The organism is Bacillus sp. FSL K6-0255, assembly GCF_045040725.1.
Classification (GTDB): domain Bacteria; phylum Bacillota; class Bacilli; order Bacillales; family Bacillaceae; genus Bacillus; species Bacillus subtilis.
The window spans coordinates 2,554,246-2,572,781 of the sequence record NZ_CP150278.1 but is presented as its reverse complement, the minus strand read 5'-3'; the positions used below and the strand labels follow the sequence as shown (position 1 = coordinate 2,572,781).

The window sequence follows — 18,536 nt, the reverse complement described above, 5'->3', positions numbered from 1 at the left end:
ACATGAAAGTGGGAGTACGCCATGTTTACATTAAATAATCAGGTAGCTATAGTGACAGGAAGCGGTTCTAAAAAAGGAATCGGCAGAACCATTGCATTAACTCTTGCCAAACAGGGAGCTTCAATTGTAGTAGCAGATATGAATCAGACAGGTATTCAGGATACAGTAGAAGCTATCACAGAAAGCGGAGGGAGAGCGGTTGGTGTAGAAGTTAATGTAACGAATAAAGAATCAGTTGACCATATGATAGCCAAAACACTTGAAGCGTTCGGCCGCATTGATATTTTAGTGAATAACGCAGGAATTTCTCAAAAAGTAACGGTACAGGATATGACATTGGAAGATATGACAAGGGTATTTAACGTCAATATGTTTGGGTTGTTCTTGTGCACACAAGCAGTTCTAGAAACAATGAAAAAGCAGCAATATGGACGTATTATCAACCTGTCTTCTGTATCTGCAAAAAGGGGCGGCGGCGTTTTTGGCGGTGCCCATTACTCCGCTTCCAAAGCAGCCGTATTAGGCTTTTCTAAAAACCTTGCCCGTGAAGTAGGGAAGGATGGTATAACTGTGAATTGCGTAGCGCCAGGCCTTGTAAATACTGACATTTGGAAATCACTTTCTGAAGAAGATGCGAAAAAAGTCATTGATAATATCCCCGTGGGTCGCCCGGGTGAAACAAAAGAAATTGCCGCCGCAATTACGTTTTTGGCTGCTAAAGAAGCAGCCTACATCACAGGGGAAGAAATTGATATTAATGGCGGTTCACATATGGACTAATGGATCTATGCAGAGCTGGTATGTTTAACATGCCTGACCCTCTCTATTAAAGACCAAACAAAACGAAAGAAAAAATGTAAGCGTTTAACAAAAGGGGGCTTTTGTTTCTGAAGACAATATGATTCTTTTATCTTTGGAGGACAACACTAGGGTTAAGGGGGAATCTTCTTGGACCAATTAGCATTAGAGCGTTCAACCACTCGTAAAGTAACAATTCGGTTAATTCCATTTTTATTCTTATGTTTTATTATCGCGATTTTAGACCGAGTTAATATCGGCTTTGCAGCTCTCCAGATGAATGAAGATCTAGGGTTTTCAAATGCTGTATTTGGACTGGGAGCCGGGATCTTCTTCCTTGGTTATTTCATATTAGAAGTTCCGGGTAGTGCTATCATGACAAAAATCGGAGCCAGAAAATGGATCAGTCGGATTATGATCACTTGGGCCATCATCGCGATATTAATGGCTTTTGTACAAGAACCATGGCAGTTTTATACTGCACGTTTTTTATTAGGTGCAGCAGAAGCTAGTTTTTATCCATGTATGGTCTTTTATTTGAGTGGTTTTTATCAAACGAAACACCATGCTAAAGCAATTGCTGGATTTATGCTGGCCATTCCCGGGGCGAATGCATTGGGTTCTCCGCTTTCTACATTTCTCTTAGGAATTGAGTGGCTTGATATATCTGGATGGCAGTGGCTGTTTATTTTAGAAGCGATTCCTGCGCTTATTCTTGGTGTAATTGCATTTTTTTACCTGGATGACAAAATTGAAGATGTGAAATGGCTGGATAAAGATGAAAAGCAGTGGCTTATTAACGTAACAACAAAAGAAAGGATGGAAAAAGAACAGGTAAAGCACTATACATTTACTCAAGCCTTAAAAGATCGGGACGTGTTAATACTATCGATTGGTTATTTTTGCTGGATGATTGGATATTACGGCATTAACATGTTCTTGCCGACGATCTCACAAGGATTATCTGAAACGATTTCTCTAAGCACGCAGGGGATGGGCTGGCTGTTAGGGTTTATGTATTTCTGTGCTATGGTGGTTATGATTTTCGTTGGAAATCATTCTGACAAGAAAAACGAAAGGCTCTGGCATGTAGCTGTTTGTTTAACTGTAAGTGCTGTTGCAATGGTCATTAGCAGCTATGTAGCAAATTCAAGTGTTATATTAGCATTTGTATTTTTAACAATTGCGTTATGCGGCGCTTTTGGTGCCTATTCTCCGTTTTGGGCAATTCCGCCTTCTTTCTTAACAGGAGCAGCAGCGGGTGGTGCGATAGCATTAATTAATAGTATCGGAAATCTTGGCGGATTTTTCGGTCCATACATTGTCGGTTATATTAAAGATATGACAGGTTCTTTTAATATCAGTATAATTTTCTTAGGCCTAAGCATGATCCTTGCTTCTTTTATTCTTGTATTTCTAGTGAAACAGTCTGGAAAAGCGCTTAAAGTAAAAAATGCCACATATAAATCCAGCATTGAAAAATCTGGTTGAAAAAGATTTCATTAAGAGTACTGGGTAATATTCATAACAACAGTCATTTTTAGGGATATAGAAAATTCTAAATCTTGCAAAATATATGTGTCCATAAAAATTCGGGGCTTAATCAGCGAAAGGGATGATCCAGGAATGAATACTGTCATTCGGGCTGTGGTCACAGTTGCGAAGCACTATCACTACGTGCAGACGTTGTGGGGAAGCGGCCATCAAGACTTGATTTGATGAGGGCATTTATGAAATGAAAATGATTGGAGGCAATAAAACCATGGTACAGAAATCGAAAGTGCAACAAGATACGATTGTATGCCAGGTGTGTGAAAAAGTGATCGATACAGCTGATAGTTCTGAAGGTGTTAAAGTGTTATATGGTATTTGTCAAAGATGTTTAGGATCAGGAGACCAAAAAGCAAAATAGGCAGGAAAAGGCGTATAGAAATGGAGGTCGGCTTGTAGCCACTATACGCCCGATTTTTTATTTCTTCCTTTATAAACAGGGGGCTTCTTATAACAGAGTTTAGCTTTTCCAATATCGATCATATAAGTTCTGCATGTGGGCAGTCATTCGTTCAACAGCTTCTTTTTCGTTACGGTCTTCAATCGCTTTAATAATCAGTTTGTGTTCCTGGAAATTCACTTCCCGGTATTCTGAACGAGTAACGGTTCGGTCACGGATAAATCGCCACATTTCCTGCTGCTTCATAGCATTCGTGATAGCGGACATGAAGGTAATAAATAAATCATTATGTGATGCTTTTGCAATCCCCATATGCAATTGTTCGTCAGTTTCAGGAACGTATACACCAGAAAGCGTTTCTTCTTCCATTTTTTTTATTGTCTTCCTAAGCTCCCGAATATCTTCGTCAGTCGCTCTCAAAGCCGCAAATTTTATAATTAAAGGCTCAATGTTCATTCTTGCTTCCACAATATCTTCCGGAGATGCTGACTCCATGGAAGCAGAAATCCCATTGGTTATTGTGGTATTCTTAACAAACACCCCTTCTCCCTGGCGAGAATAAATGACACCATTCATTTCCAAGGCACTCAAAGCCTGCCTAACCGGCGCGCGGCTGACACCAAACTGTTCGCATAGTTCCCTTTCTGAAGGCAGTTTATCTCCTACTTTAAAAGAACCTAACTGAATTTCCGAAAGGATCTGATTATAAATTTGTATGTATAATTTTTTATTGGAAACAGGATTGAATTTAATAAAAATCATTCCTTTCAATTGTCATACAAGTATATATATTATATACCTTTCAGATTTGAAGGGCAAAATAATTATTCCTCAATACGTTCATGTAATCGGGAACTAAAAAACCTCTGTGCTTACTAATACTGCTGAAATCAGAGGGGAATGAAAGCAAAAGAAGATTTATTAGAAGAGATGCCAATCCAATGACTTTTATCCTTAAGAGAGCGGTATGCCTAGTAGACAACTTTAAAAAACAGAGGAATAGAATGTAAATGAGAACCTTAATTTTTCCGCACTTATCACATAGTTTGTAGCTGAAAAGAAGGAGAACACAGAAAAGTGATTCGTTTTAAAAAGAACCGCTTACGTTGAAGCGGTTTTGCCGTACAATCCGTTAGCTGTCTTGGCTGCCAGGCGGGCTGCTCCTATCACCTTACAATGAAATGAAAAAGGGGCTTTTAAAGCCCCCTTTAAGTGTGTTTAACATGTTTTAATTTTTCACAACGGATAAACTGACACTGTTGCCTGAGACTGTTACTTTAGCGAAGTCTTGTGTATCAATTACAGGTGTTATTGCTTTGTTGTCGATGGTGATGTTTGTAAAAGATGTTGAAAAATTTGATTTGATAGATTGGCGTGAACCTGTTGTAGCAACTGTAGCAAGCGCTTTCCATTTGGAGATGGAGCCGACATTTGTTTTGCTGATTTCTGAAATGAGACGGCCGTTGTATCCCGCATTGTTCGTGCCCCAGTATGTAGCGCGGGTATTGCCGTTAAGATTTTTGTAGATGGTAAGTTGTACGGTGCTGCCGGGACGGAAGCCTTTCGTATTCGTGAATTGGCTTCCTCCTTCGAGGTACTGAACCTGATCCTGTCCTTTTGAACCGACTTTCATATATGGTTTCCATACGTTATATTTATCACTGTACTGAAACCCGATATCGGATTCTGTGCCCCCGCTAAAGCCAGAGTAGATGTAGGCTGTCCCATTTGAAACCTGAATGGAGCTAGGAAGCTGGATTTTCGTAACAAAAATGGCACCAGTGCTGTTCAAGTAAGCCCTTCCGCCGATTCCATCAGTTAGCTGTGATGCAGCTTCTGCGGTTTTTGGACTAATAATACCCGGCACATCTACTGCACATGTGCCAAAAAGCACAGTTGCCGTAAGCGCACCCGCGAGCAGTCCTTTTTTCATCATCATTATTTCCCCCTATCATTATAATTAGAAAACGCTATCATCTTGTATTATAAAACATTATGAAAATAATTCCATAATCAACATGAAAATAGACACAGAATTTACACATTATGACTTTGTGTATCTGGCAAACGGTCGATTTCTAATCTCGAAAAATGTCCTGTGAAGTGTAAATGTTACGATAACTTTTCAATCGAGACTTGTGTTTTATTGAAATAGAAAAGCTATAAGAGATGGGGGAGAAATAAGAGGGGAAAGAGCGAAAACACTGTAATCAGATATGTGTGTATAACTCAATTGTTTGTTAGAAAAAAAGTGGGCTTTTTAAGCCCGCTTCTTAGTTCATGTTTCTCTTCAGGAGATTGTCTTTTTCATTTACATTCAATGTCCAACATGACTCCTTTGAGTTTCATCTAATATTTCAAACAATCTTTTGTACTTTGATATGACTACTTGGTCCACAATTTTATGGCCAGAATTGAAAAAGGTGATTGAGCCCGATCCTTTACCAAGCTGGTTACGATCTGCAAGAACTTTTTTCAACTGTTTTGCAGTACCGACACTGCCTGAAATCATATCAACTTTTATCCCAAACAGTTTTTCAAAACTGTTTTTGAAAAACGGAAAATGAGTGCATCCTAACACAATCGTTCCATATTGTTTCAGATCAAAAGAAGATAGTTCGTTCTTTAGATATTTAATGATTTTGTCTTCACTAAAATCAAAGTTCTCAGCAAATTCAACTAGTCCTGGAAGAGCTAAGCAATCAACAAGGTCATGGTGATCAATTTCTTTAACTAGATTATGAAATTTCTCTTCTTTAAGCGTCAAATTAGTAGCAACTACCAGAACTCTTTTTCTTTCCTCTGTACATTTATTTATAGCAGGCTTTACAGCGGGTTCGATTCCGATTATCGGAAAGTCGAAGTTTCTCCGAAGATCCTCTATCGCAATGCTAGTAGCTGTATTACACGCAATAACAAGAGCTTTGATATTTTGACTGGCCAGAAATTCAGCTGCATTGAAAATATATTCTTTAACTTTACCCTTTGATTTTTCACCGTATGGAACGTTTAACGTATCTGCATAAAAAATGTAATCTTCATAAGGAAGAACTTTTATGGCCTCATACAATACAGTCATGCCACCAATTCCTGAATCAAAAAATCCTATTTTCATCACTTCTCACGCTTTCTGTCTCATTCTTTTTTTATCATATGACTTTATATCATCTGAATCAAACGAAAAAGAACCATTTTACTATTCGAATTTAATATGGGAGTTATCGATTTTTCGAATAGGCAGCAAAACTTGAGAAGGGGAGATAAGATCGAAATGTTGGTGATGTATTGTGGTGAAATCATCAAGATCGCACCGTATCAATGGGATGATTTTAGCTTTGAAAATGTAGAGTATTTAGATTTCCAGAGTCAGGGGATGAAATTACGAAAAAAAAGCAAACTGCCTGTCGAAGTTTGCTTTTTGCTCTATCAATGAGGTGCGCCTATATTTTTATATCCTCTTGGCAAAGCTGATTTAAAAGCTGCTTAACCGAAATTTCCTCAGTCAATGACCGTATCCCTTGACCTGCCCATAAAGACATCTGATCATGGTTATTTTGAAGTGAAGCCTTCTGTCTCATTGCCTTCGTTAGTGTATTTTGATAAGGGTACGGAAGGGTTTGTGTCTCAAACTGTTCTTTTTCTTCCATCCATTTATTTACGATTCCTCTGGCCTCTTTACCTGAAAATAATGTCGTAAGCTTTGTATCTGCTTCGTTTGCTTCTAGTATTTTCTGTTTATGTACTGGATGTGCGTTACTCTCGTGACAAATTAAAAAGGCAGAACCGATTTGAACGCCTTGGGCTCCAAGGGTTAAAGCTGCTTTTACTCCTCTGTGGTCTATCATTCCCCCAGCAGCTATGACAGGTACGCTCAGTGCATCTGCTGCTTGTGGAATCAGAGCCATTAAACCTACGGCAGATTCACCTTTGGAAGGTAAGAATGCTCCGCGATGTCCACCGGCTTCACTTCCTTGAAGGACTACTATATCCATTCCCCGTTCTTCCATTAACAATGCTTCTTCTACTGTTGAAGCGGTTCCTATTAAACAGCATCCAGCGGTTTTTAGCTCCTTTACTGCGTCTTCAGGCGGCAGATCAAAAGTGAATGAGCAAGCCTTAACCTTATATTTTAAAATTAGATCAATTTTTTGATAGAAGTCATCCCACTCTTCTTGTACAGATGTGAATTGATTTACTTGATTAGCTAACGGTATGTTTTCTTTCCACTTTTTAACCTGATCTTCTGGTGGCATTTCTAGACCAAGCGGAACAAACACATTAATTTGAAAAGGAGCGTCTGTCAGCTCAAACATTTCTTTTATCTGTTGTTCTAGCAGGTCTGGCGTAAGATACCCCGATGCTAAGCTGCCAAGAGCACCTTGATTCGAAACTGCAGATGCAAGTCGGGGCTTTGTAATACCGCCGGCCATTGGAGCTTGAATAATCGGTTTTGTTAAGGAAAACTTCTTCATAAATTCATTCATACCGAATCCCCCCGTTAAGACATGATTTTTGAAAAAGTGTCATTTTTAAGTTTACTCAAAAACTCGTATTCGCTTAAATATATTGTTTTCCTTCTTTTTGTCAATCTCTCATACCAGTTAACATGTCGATAAAGCAGGGGAGATTAAAGTGTGTCAAAGAGTGTCGTCCCATGGCGGCTCTACAAAAAACTGAATATTCATGTAGTCCTTCATAGTTGATATCTGATTTTGAGATGTCTTGCATCTTAATTTTGAATGATATATAGAAGGACTTCATGTAAAATAAAGCTTAGAAGAATACATCACATTCAAGAGTAAAAAAATCTATAAGACGTACAGATCAATATTCGGTTTTACAGTTAGATATTAAGGCTGAAACGGAGGAACATGCGATGCGAAGTGAGCAGGAAATGATGGACATTTTTTTGGACTTTGCTTTGAACGATGAGAGAATCCGATTGGTCACTTTGGAAGGGTCGCGTACAAACAGAAATATCCCTCCTGACAACTTCCAAGATTATGACATCTCGTATTTTGTAACTGATGTAGATTCTTTTAAAGAAAATGATCAGTGGCTCGAAATCTTTGGGAAGCGCATTATGATGCAAAAACCAGAAGATATGGAGCTTTTTCCTCCCGAATTAGGTAATTGGTTTTCATACATTATTCTTTTTGAGGATGGCAACAAATTAGATCTAACCCTTATTCCAATTCGTGAAGCAGAAGACTATTTTGCTAATAACGATGGTTTGGTTAAGGTATTGCTTGATAAGGATTCGTTCATCAACTATAAAGTGACCCCAAATGATCACCAATACTGGATGAAAAAGCCGACTGCAAGGGAATTTGATGATTGCTGTAATGAGTTCTGGATGGTTTCGACTTACGTAGTAAAAGGATTAGCAAGAAATGAAATCCTTTTTGCCATTGACCATTTAAATGAAATTGTACGTCCTAATTTATTGAGAATGATGGCCTGGCATATCGCATCTCAGAAAGGGTATTCATTTAGTATGGGGAAGAACTATAAATTTATGAAACGGTACCTTTCAAATAAAGAATGGGAGGAACTCATGTCTACATATTCTGTGAATGGGTATCAGGAAATGTGGAAGTCTTTATTTACTTGCTATGCATTATTTAGAAAGTATTCAAAAGCTGTATCAGAAAGTCTTGCATATAAGTATCCTGATTACGATGAAGGCATCACTAAGTATACGGAAGGTATTTATTACTCAGTAAAGTAATAAGAATATAGGATTGTTTTCATATGATATTTGATTCTCGCTGACAATGGAGACCAAGGAGTCACCATGTTTGTAAAAAGATGCGTAAATCGTTATGTTTAAGAATGTCTACGCATTTTACTATGATTATTCTTGTCCAAAATTTTTGTTCTTTTTAACGAAACGAGGCATTATAATTAACCTATAGGCACATTAAAAAATAATAGAATGTAAAGGAGGATTTTTGTGTTCCAAACCTTAGACCATTTTTTGAAATCTTGGGAGTTCGAAGCAGATGCTACACAGAAACTATTAAATAGTCTGACTGATGAATCACTTAAACAAGAAATAACTTCACAAAATTGGACTCTAGGCCGTATTGCTTGGCATACTGTTGCTGCCATTCGCATCATTACCTCAAACACAGACTTAACGTTCCATGCCCCAGCTGAAGATTATCCTGTTCCAACTTCGGCTCAGTTTATAGCTGACAGCTATCATCAAGCCAGTAATGCATTTGTACAGGCATTAAAAACCCAATGGACTGACCATACACTTCAAGAACGTATCAACTTTATCGGACAACAATTGCCTAACGGTTCACTTTTGATGTTTTTAATTCAACATCAAAATCACCATCGGGGACAAATGACTGTTCTTATGAGACAAGCAGGGTTAACTGTTCCAGGTATTTATGGTCCAGCAAAAGAAGAATGGGCAAAATTTGGTTTGGAAGCCCCGAAAATGTAATCAACCTTTTTATAAAAAAGTTACGCTATGACAACATATAAGAAGATGTTTTGATCTATCTTTTTTCAAAACATGTTCTTTTTTTGTTCGTTTACCAATGATAAGAACATATTCGAATCATTTTTATTCCAAACCACTTCAAATGACAACGTTCTTCCGCTTTATTGTTGGCCTATTCCCAACGATGTAAGTATAATTTTTAATGCTGTCAAATCTTCGATACACATATCTATAGATTCCTCTCTAACAAAACCCCCGCTTTTTCTGCCATCACTCGAGGTGGGGAAGGCATTTCATTTTTCAACCACCATTCGACTACTCCTACGTATGCATTTGCAACAAATTCAGCAGCGATCGATGGTTCAGAAATTCCAATGAAACATTCAGGTGTTGCTCAATTTTTGAATAAAAGCAGCTGCGCCAAAAGGAAGCCTATTGGAAGAGTCTAGCTGAGTTGGAACGTCTTCTCAAAAGGGAAGGCAATTTATTTACTGTAATTCATACAATGAGTAAAGCCTCCCAGGTATAATCTTTACTTCGTTCGACAAATTCTGCAAATTGTAGACAACTTCCTGATTATTTGGATAATTAACTGGATAGGAGGGGAAAAGTTGTCATATTTCATTATACTTATCATCGGTCTATTAATCGGAGCATTGGTAACAGCAGCAGTCGGTATCATCTCTTCAAAAGTAGAGGTAATCTCGACGAAACTACAATAGAATCTAAAGAGGAAGAACAGAAAAGTTTTTATACGCTGAAATAAAGCAGAGAAGAGCATCTCCTGCGGGGGTGTTTTTTATAGAGGAGTTGGAAAAACTGAATCAGACTAATTTACTTTTAAGATTCACCCTTGAAATGGCTGCACTAATCTCCTTAGGGGTGTTTGCTTGGATAAGCTTTAATGGTTATTTTAAATATGTTTTAACTTTGGTTTTGCCTTTTGCAGTTATGATTGTCTGGTCTGTATTTGCAGTACCTAATGATCCTAGTCGAAGTGGACAAACTGTAATAGCTGTAAACGGGGTAACAAGGTTAGTTATTGAATTATTGATCTTTGCAATGGCTGTTGCAGCGTTTTATTTTAGTCATTTAAAACTAGTTGGTATTGTCTTTTTATGTCTAATAATACTCCACTACATCTTTTCAGCTGAGCGTATCAAATGGCTTCTAAATCAATAGTTTTTCATTTCGGCACTCGTTATTAGAGTGCTTTTTATCATTCTCTGCAGAGCCAGTGATTCTCAGATTAGATTATTGAAGGTTAACGGCTTGGGCACAGTTGCAGTTTAGAACGCATTTTTCAATAAAGAAGGCGCTCATTCGAAATTCATCATTAAACAATTGTACAAAAGTAAAATTTGTATTTAGAATGTAGTAATAAATAGAAATTCTACATAGGAGGGTATCTTGTGGAAGAAAAGAAAAAAGCTTTAATCATTGTGGATGTACAAAAAGCCTTCGATGATAAAAAATGGGGGGAACGGAATAACGTAAAGGCGGAAGAAAATATTAGTAAAATACTAAAATTATGGAGAGAAAAAGGATGGACAGTCATATACATACAACACACTTCTGATAAACCTCATTCTTTATTCCATCCAAAGAATGAAGGGTTTGCGATAAAGGAAATAGTTAAGCCTATGGATGAAGAAGTCATTATAACCAAGACAGTAAATAGCAGCTTTATTGGTACGAATTTAGAAGAATTCTTAAAATTAAATGAAATAACCACTGTAGTCATAACTGGTTTAACCACGCCTCACTGCGTATCAACCACCACAAGAATGAGTGGTAATTTAGGGTTTGATACATACCTGATTTCAGATGCAACAGCAGCCTTCGGAATGAGAGACCAAAATGATACATATTATGATGCGGCGACTATTCATAATATATCTCTAGCTACATTGCATGATGAATTTGCCACAATATTGACAACTGATCAATTAATAAATGATTTTATAAAAACTCACTGATGAAAAACGTTTTGGCACAGTAAGCGGCAGGCGCCTTTCCGATAGGAAGGGCGCTTTAATTCGATTTCCTGCTTTATTTGCTCAAAGGAGATGTATCAACGTTTCTTTATCGACAAGCAAGGGCAGATGAATGAAGCAAAGTGGCAAGGCTATTCCATGAATCTTTCAATCAATATCCTTTTATGGATTTACTCGTCAAACGCTAAAAAAAGATCATTCATTTATTTTTGAAATGCATAAAGTACTAACAAGAGCATATTTTAAAAAGCATTTCTTTTTTGTTGGCATTCAGCATGGTGAAATGGTTGTTGTCGCTCTATTAAAACATCGTGATAAACCCGACATTAACTTGATCGATTATATAGCAGCAGGTGGAATAACATTAATCAAAATGGGGGGATTTTCAGTATTGAACATGTTGACGGTGACTAATGAGGCTAAAAAATCTTACAATTCCTTAAAAGAGCCGGCATGGTATTTAGAAGTATTAGGAGTTTCGCCATTTTATCAGGGAAAGAGTTTAGGCAGCAAAATGATTAATGACTGTCTCATATCTTTTATTTCAAAATGCGGGGACGGCATTTTGGCCCTTATCATGAATACTGATCTCAATGGATCATTTTACAAATCGTCCTGATTTTATATTTAAAGATTATCATAACCTTTCATAAAGATGGAGGTCGAATGAATGTCTTCAAAAGAAAAAAAGAGTGTAACCATTTTGACGGAAAGTCAATTGTCTTCGAGAGCATTTAAAGATGAAGCGTATGAATTTTATAAAGAATTGCGAAAATCACAGCCTCTCTACCCATTATCTTTAGGAGCTCTGGGGAAAGGCTGGCTCATATCGAGATATGATGATGCAATACATTTATTAAAGAATGAAAAATTAAAGAAAAACTATGAAAATGTATTTACCGCAAAAGAAAAACGTCCTGCTCTATTGAAGAATGAAGAGTCTTTAACAAAACATATGCTTAATTCAGATCCCCCTGATCATAACCGCTTGCGAACTCTTGTTCAAAAAGCATTTACGCATCGGATGATTTTGCATTTGGAAGACAAAATCCAGCATATCGCAGATTCTTTATTGGATAAAGTGCAGCCCAACAAATTCATGAACCTAGTAGACGATTATGCGTTTCCATTGCCGATTATCGTGATAAGTGAAATGCTCGGCATTCCCTTGGAAGATCGTCAAAAATTCAGAGTGTGGTCGCAAGCAATTATTGATTTTTCAGATGCCCCTGAAAGACTTCAGGAGAATGACCATTTGTTAGGGGAATTTGTTGAATATCTGGAATCCTTAGTTCACAAAAAAAGGAGAGAACCTGCAGGAGATTTAATCAGTGCATTAATTCAAGCGGAAAGTGAAGGCACACAATTAAGTACAGAAGAATTGTACTCGATGATTATGCTGCTTATCGTTGCAGGTCATGAAACAACCGTAAACTTAATCACCAATATGACATATGCTCTGATGTGTCACGGTGATCAATTTGAAAAGCTCCGCCAGCAGCCAGACTTGATGAATTCAGCCATAGAAGAAGCATTGCGGTTTCACAGCCCTGTTGAGCTAACGACAATTCGCTGGACGGCTGAACCGTTTATACTGCATGGGCAGGAGATTAAACGGAAAGATGTGATCATCATTTCTTTAGCATCAGCAAACCGTGATGAAAAGATATTTCCAAATGCCGACATATTTGATATTGAAAGAAAGAACAACCGCCATATTGCTTTTGGCCATGGCAATCATTTTTGTCTTGGTGCACAGCTAGCCCGCTTAGAAGCAAAGATTGCGATTTCCACCTTATTACGCCGCTGTCCAAATATACAGTTAAAAGGCGAAAAGAAACAAATGAAATGGAAAGGGAATTTTCTGATGAGAGCACTCGAAGAACTGCCGATTAGTTTTTAATTTTTTGGGGATATGTGATTTTCAAACATATCTTGTTTTACTCCTCAATTAGATTAAACGATAGTAAAAGCTGTAACATAAAAATTTGATATGATAGCTTTTCAAAACAAAGTTTAGCATTATTTATGCCTACCGGGCATGAAGATGTCTTGCAAACACCAATAGTTTCATCCTATCGGTGTTTTTTATTTGTTTTCAGCCTCATTTGGACAAACAGCTGTTACATAGTAAACGTTTGTTAAGATAAAATAATGGAGGGCATAGTTTCTAATGAGAAAAATAATGATAGATGGAAAAGACTTTGAAAATATAGAAGTTTTACATGATGTTTTAAAAGATAAATCTTTATGGGATTGCCTGACAGGGTGGGTGGATTTGCCGCTCACTTTAGTCTTGAAAAATTTTGAGTTCATACATTTTTAGGTTCATACGCTGACGATGTATTAGAAGTTTTACAAGAGGCTCAAGAGGAACTAAAGGACGAATTTAAAATAATAATAGAGTAGACTTTCTGTTTTGCGAATTTTAACAATTTTCGTTCGCGGAAAAAGGCAATGGGCACCGCAAATTCAATTTTCGGTGAGACCGCAATAACTTTTTGGCTTCTGATAAGTTTCTTATGATGTTGGTATCAAGTCACACAAGTACATAACTCTCCCATGACTTCTTTCTGATGTAAGTTAATTTCATTATGAGTTAATCACGGGGATAATTTTATTCTGTGAATAATATTTTAAAGGGATTTAAATTTAAATAATATTTGATTATCGAATAAAAATTCGTTATTATTTAAATTGGATGAAATATAATTCTGTTAAGGGTATTGGGGGTTGTGAAATGGGTATTATGCTTGACGAAACTGATAAGGCCATCTTAAGAGAATTGCAGGAAGATGCTTCAATATCAAATTTAAATTTATCTAAGAAAATTGGGCTTTCACCATCAGCTTGCCTTGCAAGAACAAAGAACCTAGTAGAAGCAGGTATAATTAAAAAGTTTACGACTATTGTTGATGAGAAAAAACTTGGAATCGAAGTCACAGCACTAGCTCTCATCAACTTATCACCCTTAAATAGGGAGACAATTCATTCATTTTTAGAGGATATAAACAAATTCCCACAGGTTCAAGAATGCTACACACTTACAGGAAGCCATGACTATATGCTTAAGATTGTGGCGAAGGACATGGAGAGTTATCGGAATTTTATCATTGATTCATTAATGCAGAATCCTGCTATTAGTGGAGTTGACACAAGCATAGTCATGAGTACAGAAAAAAGAACTGTCAGTGTGCCAATTGATGAAATGTAGGAGGTTGTTGATTTGAATAAAAATAAAGAATCGTTACATTTAAGCTCTCCTGCTATAAACACTCATATGAATAAGAGAAGTCAAATATGGGCTGCATTTCGTTCTGCATTCCCATATACCATTCCGATTTTTGCGGGGTTTTTATTTTTGGGGATAGCTTATGGAATCTTTATGCATTCTTTGGGATTTAGCGCAATCTATCCAATCATCATGAGTTTTATGATATTTGCGGGCTCAATGGAGTTTGTTGCAGCGAATTTTTTACTTGGTGCGTTCAACCCTATGAATGCTCTTTTTTTGACGTTAATGGTCAATGCCCGGCATTTGTTTTATGGAATTTCCATGTTGGATAAGTACAGGGGGACTGGAAAGAAAAAGCTTTATCTGATTTTCGGAATGTGCGATGAGTCATTTTCTATCAATTATACCGCTAATGTTCCGGCGAATGTTGACAAGGGCTGGTTTATGTTTTTTGTGACACTGCTTAATCATTTATATTGGGTCGCGGGGGCAGCGATAGGAGGTATTTTTGGGTCGTACGTGAAGTTTAATACCGAAGGGCTTGATTTTGTGATGACTGCTCTGTTTATTGTGATATTCATAGAACAATGGATGAAAGAGAAAAAGCATTACAGTGCTCTCTCAGGACTTGGACTTTCAGTAGCCTGTCTTATCCTTTTTGGCGGAAACCAATTTATTATTCCTGCTATGCTCGCCATTTTAGGGGTACTGACTGTTCTGAGAAAACCATTGGAGAAAGCTGAGGTTTCCGTATGACGATGACTATGACGCAGCAAATGATCACCATTGCAATGGTCGTGCTAGGAACAATGCTGACACGGTTCCTTCCATTCATGATTTTCCCGTCTGGCAAACCGACACCGAAATATGTACAGTATCTTGGTAAAGTGCTGCCATCAGCGGTAATCGGGCTTTTGGTCATTTATTGTTTAAAAGATGTGAGTCTGCTTTCTGGAAGTCATGGCATTCCTGAATTAGTTGGAGCAGCTGCAGTTGTACTGCTTCACTTGTGGAAGAAAAATATGCTTCTTTCCATAGCGGGGGGAACCGTTGTTTATATGGTTTTGGTGCAATTGGTTTTTTAACCGATATCGGAAACTATCAAATCATGCTTTTATTAAACTTGATAAAAATATATAAAACTGACACAAGCTTATTTTGGAATCAACACTGTGCCAGTGCAAATAGCATCTGTAATGTTTCCTGGCTATTCAAGAAGTGTCTACTTTAATCGGAGGATATATAATGTCAAAAAAAGTGTCTGCTTCCTATATCATCATTATAGGATTAATGCTATTTGCATTGTTTTTTGGAGCAGGAAACCTCATTTTTCCGCCTATGCTTGGTCAAATGGCTGGAAAAAATGTATGGATCGCTAATGCAGGTTTCTTAGTGACCGGAGTTGGATTGCCATTACTGGCTATAACAGCATTTGTTTTTTCGGGTAAACAAAACTTACAGTCGTTAGCCAGCCGTGTTCACCCGGTGTTTGGCATTGTATTTACGACGATTCTCTATTTGGCAATCGGGCCTTTTTTCGCTATCCCGAGATCAGGAAACGTATCGTTTGAAATTGGGGTAAAACCTTTTTTATCAAATGATGCAAGCCCTGTCTCATTGATCATATTTACAATATTATTTTTCGCATTGGCATGCTTGTTATCACTCAATCCTTCAAAAATCATTGATATAGTTGGTAAATTTTTGACGCCAATTAAGCTGACATTTATCGGATTGCTTGTAGTGGTAGCTCTTATTCGCCCAATTGGAACCATTCAAGCACCATCAAAAGGGTACACATCACAAGCGTTTTTTAAAGGATTTCAGGAAGGATACCTCACTCTGGATGCCCTTGTAGCATTTGTTTTTGGAATTATCATCGTGAATGCATTGAAAGAACAAGGAGCTTCTACCAAAAAACAGCTGATGGGTGTTTGTGCAAAAGCAGCCGCGATTGCAGCTGTACTCTTAGCAGTTATGTATACAGCTCTTTCCTATATGGGGGCTTCCAGCGTTGAAGAACTAGGGATTTTAGAAAATGGAGCAGAGGTTTTGGCTAAGGTTTCATCCTATTATTTTGGTTCTTATGGTTCAATCTTATTGGGCTTAATGATTACAGTGGCGTGTCTGACGACAAGTGTCGGACTGATCACTGCGTGTTCTTCATTTTTTCATGAACTATTCCCGAACATTTCTTATAAAAAAATTGCTGTCGTTTTATCAGTGTTTAGTACGCTTGTCGCAAATATAGGATTAACCCAGCTTATTAAGGTGTCAATGCCTGTCTTACTGACGATGTATCCTATCGCGATTTCCTTAATATTTTTAACGTTTTTGCATTCTGTATTTAAAGGGAAGACAGAAGTGTATCAAGGCAGTTTATTATTCGCATTCATCATCAGCTTATTTGACGGTTTGAAGGAGGCGGGAATAAAAATTGAAGTTGTGAATCATATTTTCACTCAGATTCTTCCTATGTATAACATAGGGCTGGGGTGGCTCATTCCAGCTATTACAGGGGGAATATGCGGCTATATACTGAGTATATTCCGAACAAAAACAAGTTGATCAATCAACAGCAATATCACTCAGATCTGCAGGATCTCCTCCATCAGTGGATACTTCAACTGTTACAATTGGATGTTCTGCCCCTGTCCAACCGAAAATATCAATCTTTCCGTTGTCACCCGAAATCTGTAGGTGAATATTTAATAGTTGTGAGAGCGATTGACTCTTTAGGAAATAGTCAGCCTTTAACTTCAAGACGCAACCAAGTGTCTAGGGCAATGATCTTCGTTCAAAATTCTTTGAATGAGGAAAATCTACATTCTAATATCGACTAGGTTTCACAATTCAGAGTGCAAAATCACGAAGAAAAAGCAAACTACATACCGAAGTTTGCTTTTTTGCTCTATACAAACAATGAGATGCGCCTATATTTTTATATCAGACAACTGATCAGAGGTATTTTGAGGCGAAGCCTGCCTTCCATCCATTTATTTACGATTGATCTGGCCTCTTTACCTGAAAATGATCCCTCATATGCGTTAAAAAAGCAGATAAAGCAGGGGTAATTAAAGTGTCTTTCCGCCTTATAAACATGGTTGATACGAAAGAATATTTGTCAGAGATAGTGTGGCTGCGAATGCGGCCTTCTTTTTCATGCGAAGCAATGATTGAACGAGGCAGCAGTGAAATCCCCAAGCCGGCGCTTACACAGCCAATGATCGCTTCAAGTATGCCAAATTCCATTAATTTTATAGGTAATAAACCTTCTTCTTGGAGGATATGATTGAGCTTTGCTCTGTAAGAGCATCCTTTACGGAATACAAGCATTGTTTGTGTTTGAACATCCTGAATGGAAGAAATCACAGGGTGTGAAGCGCTTGTAACAAGAACCATCTCTTCATCCAATACCTTTTCTTGAACTAAATCAGGGTGTTCAATAGGCCCTGAAATAAAAGCGCCGTTTAACTCATAATGTAAAACTGCTTGTATTTGTTGTTCCGTAGGGCCGGTTACTAGGTTCAAATCAACATTTGGATAGAGGTTATTATAATGTGCAAGGAGTTGAGGAAGCCAAACTGCAGCTGTTGTTTCCATTGATCCTATACGCAGTGGCCCAGAAGGCGCGGATGATTCGCCCATGGCTGCTCTAGCTTCTTCAATAGTATGTAGAATTTTCTCTGAGTAAGAAACAAGAATTTGCCCTGGGGGAGTAAGTGTGATTCCTCGACTATGGCGATAGAATAATTTTGTCTGTAAATCGTTTTCTAGTTGTTGTATCTTATTCGTTACGTTCGATTGTGCATAATTTAAAGTCTGAGCAGCTTTGGAAATACTGCCTTCACGAGCAGTAGTGAGAAAAACCTGTAACAACTGAATATTCATCTAGTCCTCCATAGTTAATATCTGATTTTGAGATGTCTTCCATCTTAATTTTGAATTATATATGATAGCAGAGCTTCATGTAAACTAAAGCTTAGAAGAATAAATGATTTCTAAAGTAAGTGATAAGGCTATTTCAAAAAATGGTTAATTTACTCGAAGTTGATTCTGTATATTGCCTATGGAAATACACATCATAACATAGGC

The 18,536-nt window shown here is 37.6% G+C and carries 20 protein-coding genes and 2 pseudogenes; 16 read left to right on the top strand and 6 right to left on the bottom strand.

Annotation, left to right across the window (positions count from 1 at the left end):
• Positions 1–21 precede the first annotated feature (21 nt).
• The 3 genes from MHB62_RS13360 (at position 22) to MHB62_RS13350 (ending at position 2,710) form a co-directional block, all read left to right on the top strand.
• A complete protein-coding gene (locus MHB62_RS13360) occupies positions 22–780 on the top strand; it encodes an SDR family NAD(P)-dependent oxidoreductase (RefSeq protein ID WP_015714378.1) in 759 nt (252 codons plus the stop codon).
• Positions 781–948: 168 nt separating this feature from the next.
• Complete coding sequence (locus tag MHB62_RS13355) at positions 949–2,289, top strand: MFS transporter (RefSeq protein ID WP_015714377.1); 1,341 nt, start codon at positions 949–951, stop codon at positions 2,287–2,289.
• 244 nt (positions 2,290–2,533) lie between these two features.
• Positions 2,534–2,710: a GapA-binding peptide SR1P gene (locus MHB62_RS13350; protein ID WP_015714376.1), complete on the top strand. Its 177-nt coding sequence runs from the start codon at positions 2,534–2,536 to the stop codon at positions 2,708–2,710.
• Positions 2,711–2,809: 99 nt separating this feature from the next.
• Here MHB62_RS13350 and MHB62_RS13345 read toward each other — a convergent pair whose 3' ends face one another.
• The 3 genes from MHB62_RS13345 to murI form a co-directional block, all read right to left on the bottom strand.
• Positions 2,810–3,511 (bottom strand): FadR/GntR family transcriptional regulator, encoded by a 702-nt coding sequence (locus MHB62_RS13345; protein WP_015714375.1) that lies wholly within the window; start codon positions 3,509–3,511, stop codon positions 2,810–2,812.
• A gap of 466 nt (positions 3,512–3,977) precedes the next feature.
• Positions 3,978–4,685, bottom strand: a complete 708-nt coding sequence (locus MHB62_RS13340) for a YrpD family protein (RefSeq protein WP_015483480.1) — start codon at positions 4,683–4,685, stop codon at positions 3,978–3,980.
• Positions 4,686–5,066: 381 nt separating this feature from the next.
• Positions 5,067–5,864 carry a glutamate racemase gene (gene murI, locus MHB62_RS13335; RefSeq protein ID WP_015714374.1) on the bottom strand — a complete coding sequence of 266 codons (798 nt, stop codon included), beginning with the start codon at positions 5,862–5,864 and terminating at the stop codon, positions 5,067–5,069.
• A 156-nt stretch (positions 5,865–6,020) separates the two neighbouring features.
• Between murI and MHB62_RS13330 the strand changes: the two genes are divergently transcribed.
• Positions 6,021–6,182 (top strand): hypothetical protein, encoded by a 162-nt coding sequence (locus MHB62_RS13330; protein ID WP_015714373.1) that lies wholly within the window; start codon positions 6,021–6,023, stop codon positions 6,180–6,182.
• Between the two features lie 7 nt (positions 6,183–6,189).
• Here the strand turns inward: MHB62_RS13330 and MHB62_RS13325 are convergent, their stop codons facing one another.
• Entirely contained in the window at positions 6,190–7,233 is a 1,044-nt protein-coding gene (locus MHB62_RS13325) for a nitronate monooxygenase (RefSeq protein WP_015714372.1), read from the bottom strand.
• Positions 7,234–7,625: 392 nt separating this feature from the next.
• On the opposite strand from MHB62_RS13325, the gene aadK reads away from it, so the two are divergent.
• Positions 7,626–8,480 (top strand): aminoglycoside 6-adenylyltransferase AadK, encoded by an 855-nt coding sequence (gene aadK / locus MHB62_RS13320; RefSeq protein WP_032722230.1) that lies wholly within the window; start codon positions 7,626–7,628, stop codon positions 8,478–8,480.
• A gap of 225 nt (positions 8,481–8,705) precedes the next feature.
• On the top strand, positions 8,706–9,209 hold the full coding sequence (locus MHB62_RS13315) for a DinB family protein (protein ID WP_015251612.1): 504 nt from the start codon (positions 8,706–8,708) through the stop codon (positions 9,207–9,209).
• A gap of 229 nt (positions 9,210–9,438) precedes the next feature.
• Here the strand turns inward: MHB62_RS13315 and MHB62_RS13310 are convergent.
• Positions 9,439–9,564: pseudogene (locus MHB62_RS13310) on the bottom strand (TetR-like C-terminal domain-containing protein); the annotation flags it as partial.
• A gap of 455 nt (positions 9,565–10,019) precedes the next feature.
• On the opposite strand from MHB62_RS13310, the gene MHB62_RS13305 reads away from it, so the two are divergent.
• The 10 genes and pseudogenes from MHB62_RS13305 to MHB62_RS13260 all read left to right on the top strand — a co-directional run bounded on the left by MHB62_RS13305 (position 10,020) and on the right by MHB62_RS13260 (position 17,284).
• Positions 10,020–10,391 carry a DUF2568 domain-containing protein gene (locus MHB62_RS13305; RefSeq protein WP_080287627.1) on the top strand — a complete coding sequence of 124 codons (372 nt, stop codon included), beginning with the start codon at positions 10,020–10,022 and terminating at the stop codon, positions 10,389–10,391.
• Positions 10,392–10,621: 230 nt separating this feature from the next.
• Entirely contained in the window at positions 10,622–11,188 is a 567-nt protein-coding gene (locus tag MHB62_RS13300) for a cysteine hydrolase family protein (protein WP_014480365.1), read from the top strand.
• A gap of 301 nt (positions 11,189–11,489) precedes the next feature.
• Positions 11,490–11,825: a GNAT family N-acetyltransferase gene (locus MHB62_RS13295; protein WP_240304213.1), complete on the top strand. Its 336-nt coding sequence runs from the start codon at positions 11,490–11,492 to the stop codon at positions 11,823–11,825.
• Between the two features lie 51 nt (positions 11,826–11,876).
• A complete protein-coding gene (locus MHB62_RS13290; protein ID WP_032722227.1) occupies positions 11,877–13,109 on the top strand; it encodes a cytochrome P450 in 1,233 nt (410 codons plus the stop codon).
• A gap of 270 nt (positions 13,110–13,379) precedes the next feature.
• Positions 13,380–13,615: pseudogene (locus MHB62_RS13285) on the top strand (barstar family protein).
• Between the two features lie 331 nt (positions 13,616–13,946).
• Complete coding sequence (azlB, locus tag MHB62_RS13280; protein WP_015251617.1) at positions 13,947–14,420, top strand: azlBCD operon transcriptional regulator AzlB; 474 nt, start codon at positions 13,947–13,949, stop codon at positions 14,418–14,420.
• Positions 14,421–14,432: 12 nt separating this feature from the next.
• Entirely contained in the window at positions 14,433–15,197 is a 765-nt protein-coding gene (azlC, locus tag MHB62_RS13275; RefSeq protein ID WP_015251618.1) for an azaleucine resistance protein AzlC, read from the top strand.
• Entirely contained in the window at positions 15,194–15,526 is a 333-nt protein-coding gene (azlD, locus tag MHB62_RS13270) for a branched-chain amino acid transporter AzlD (protein WP_003245988.1), read from the top strand. Before azlC ends, azlD begins: the two co-directional genes overlap by 4 nt.
• Positions 15,527–15,686: 160 nt before the next feature.
• Positions 15,687–17,009, top strand: coding sequence for a branched-chain amino acid transport system II carrier protein (gene brnQ / locus MHB62_RS13265; RefSeq protein ID WP_032722226.1), 1,323 nt, complete (start codon positions 15,687–15,689; stop codon positions 17,007–17,009).
• Positions 16,967–17,284 carry a hypothetical protein gene (locus MHB62_RS13260; RefSeq protein WP_015251620.1) on the top strand — a complete coding sequence of 106 codons (318 nt, stop codon included), beginning with the start codon at positions 16,967–16,969 and terminating at the stop codon, positions 17,282–17,284. Before brnQ ends, MHB62_RS13260 begins: the two co-directional genes overlap by 43 nt.
• 157 nt (positions 17,285–17,441) lie before the next feature.
• Here the strand turns inward: MHB62_RS13260 and gltR are convergent, their stop codons facing one another.
• Positions 17,442–18,332 (bottom strand): glutamate biosynthesis transcriptional regulator GltR, encoded by an 891-nt coding sequence (gene gltR, locus MHB62_RS13255; RefSeq protein WP_019712544.1) that lies wholly within the window; start codon positions 18,330–18,332, stop codon positions 17,442–17,444.
• Positions 18,333–18,536 lie beyond the last annotated feature (204 nt).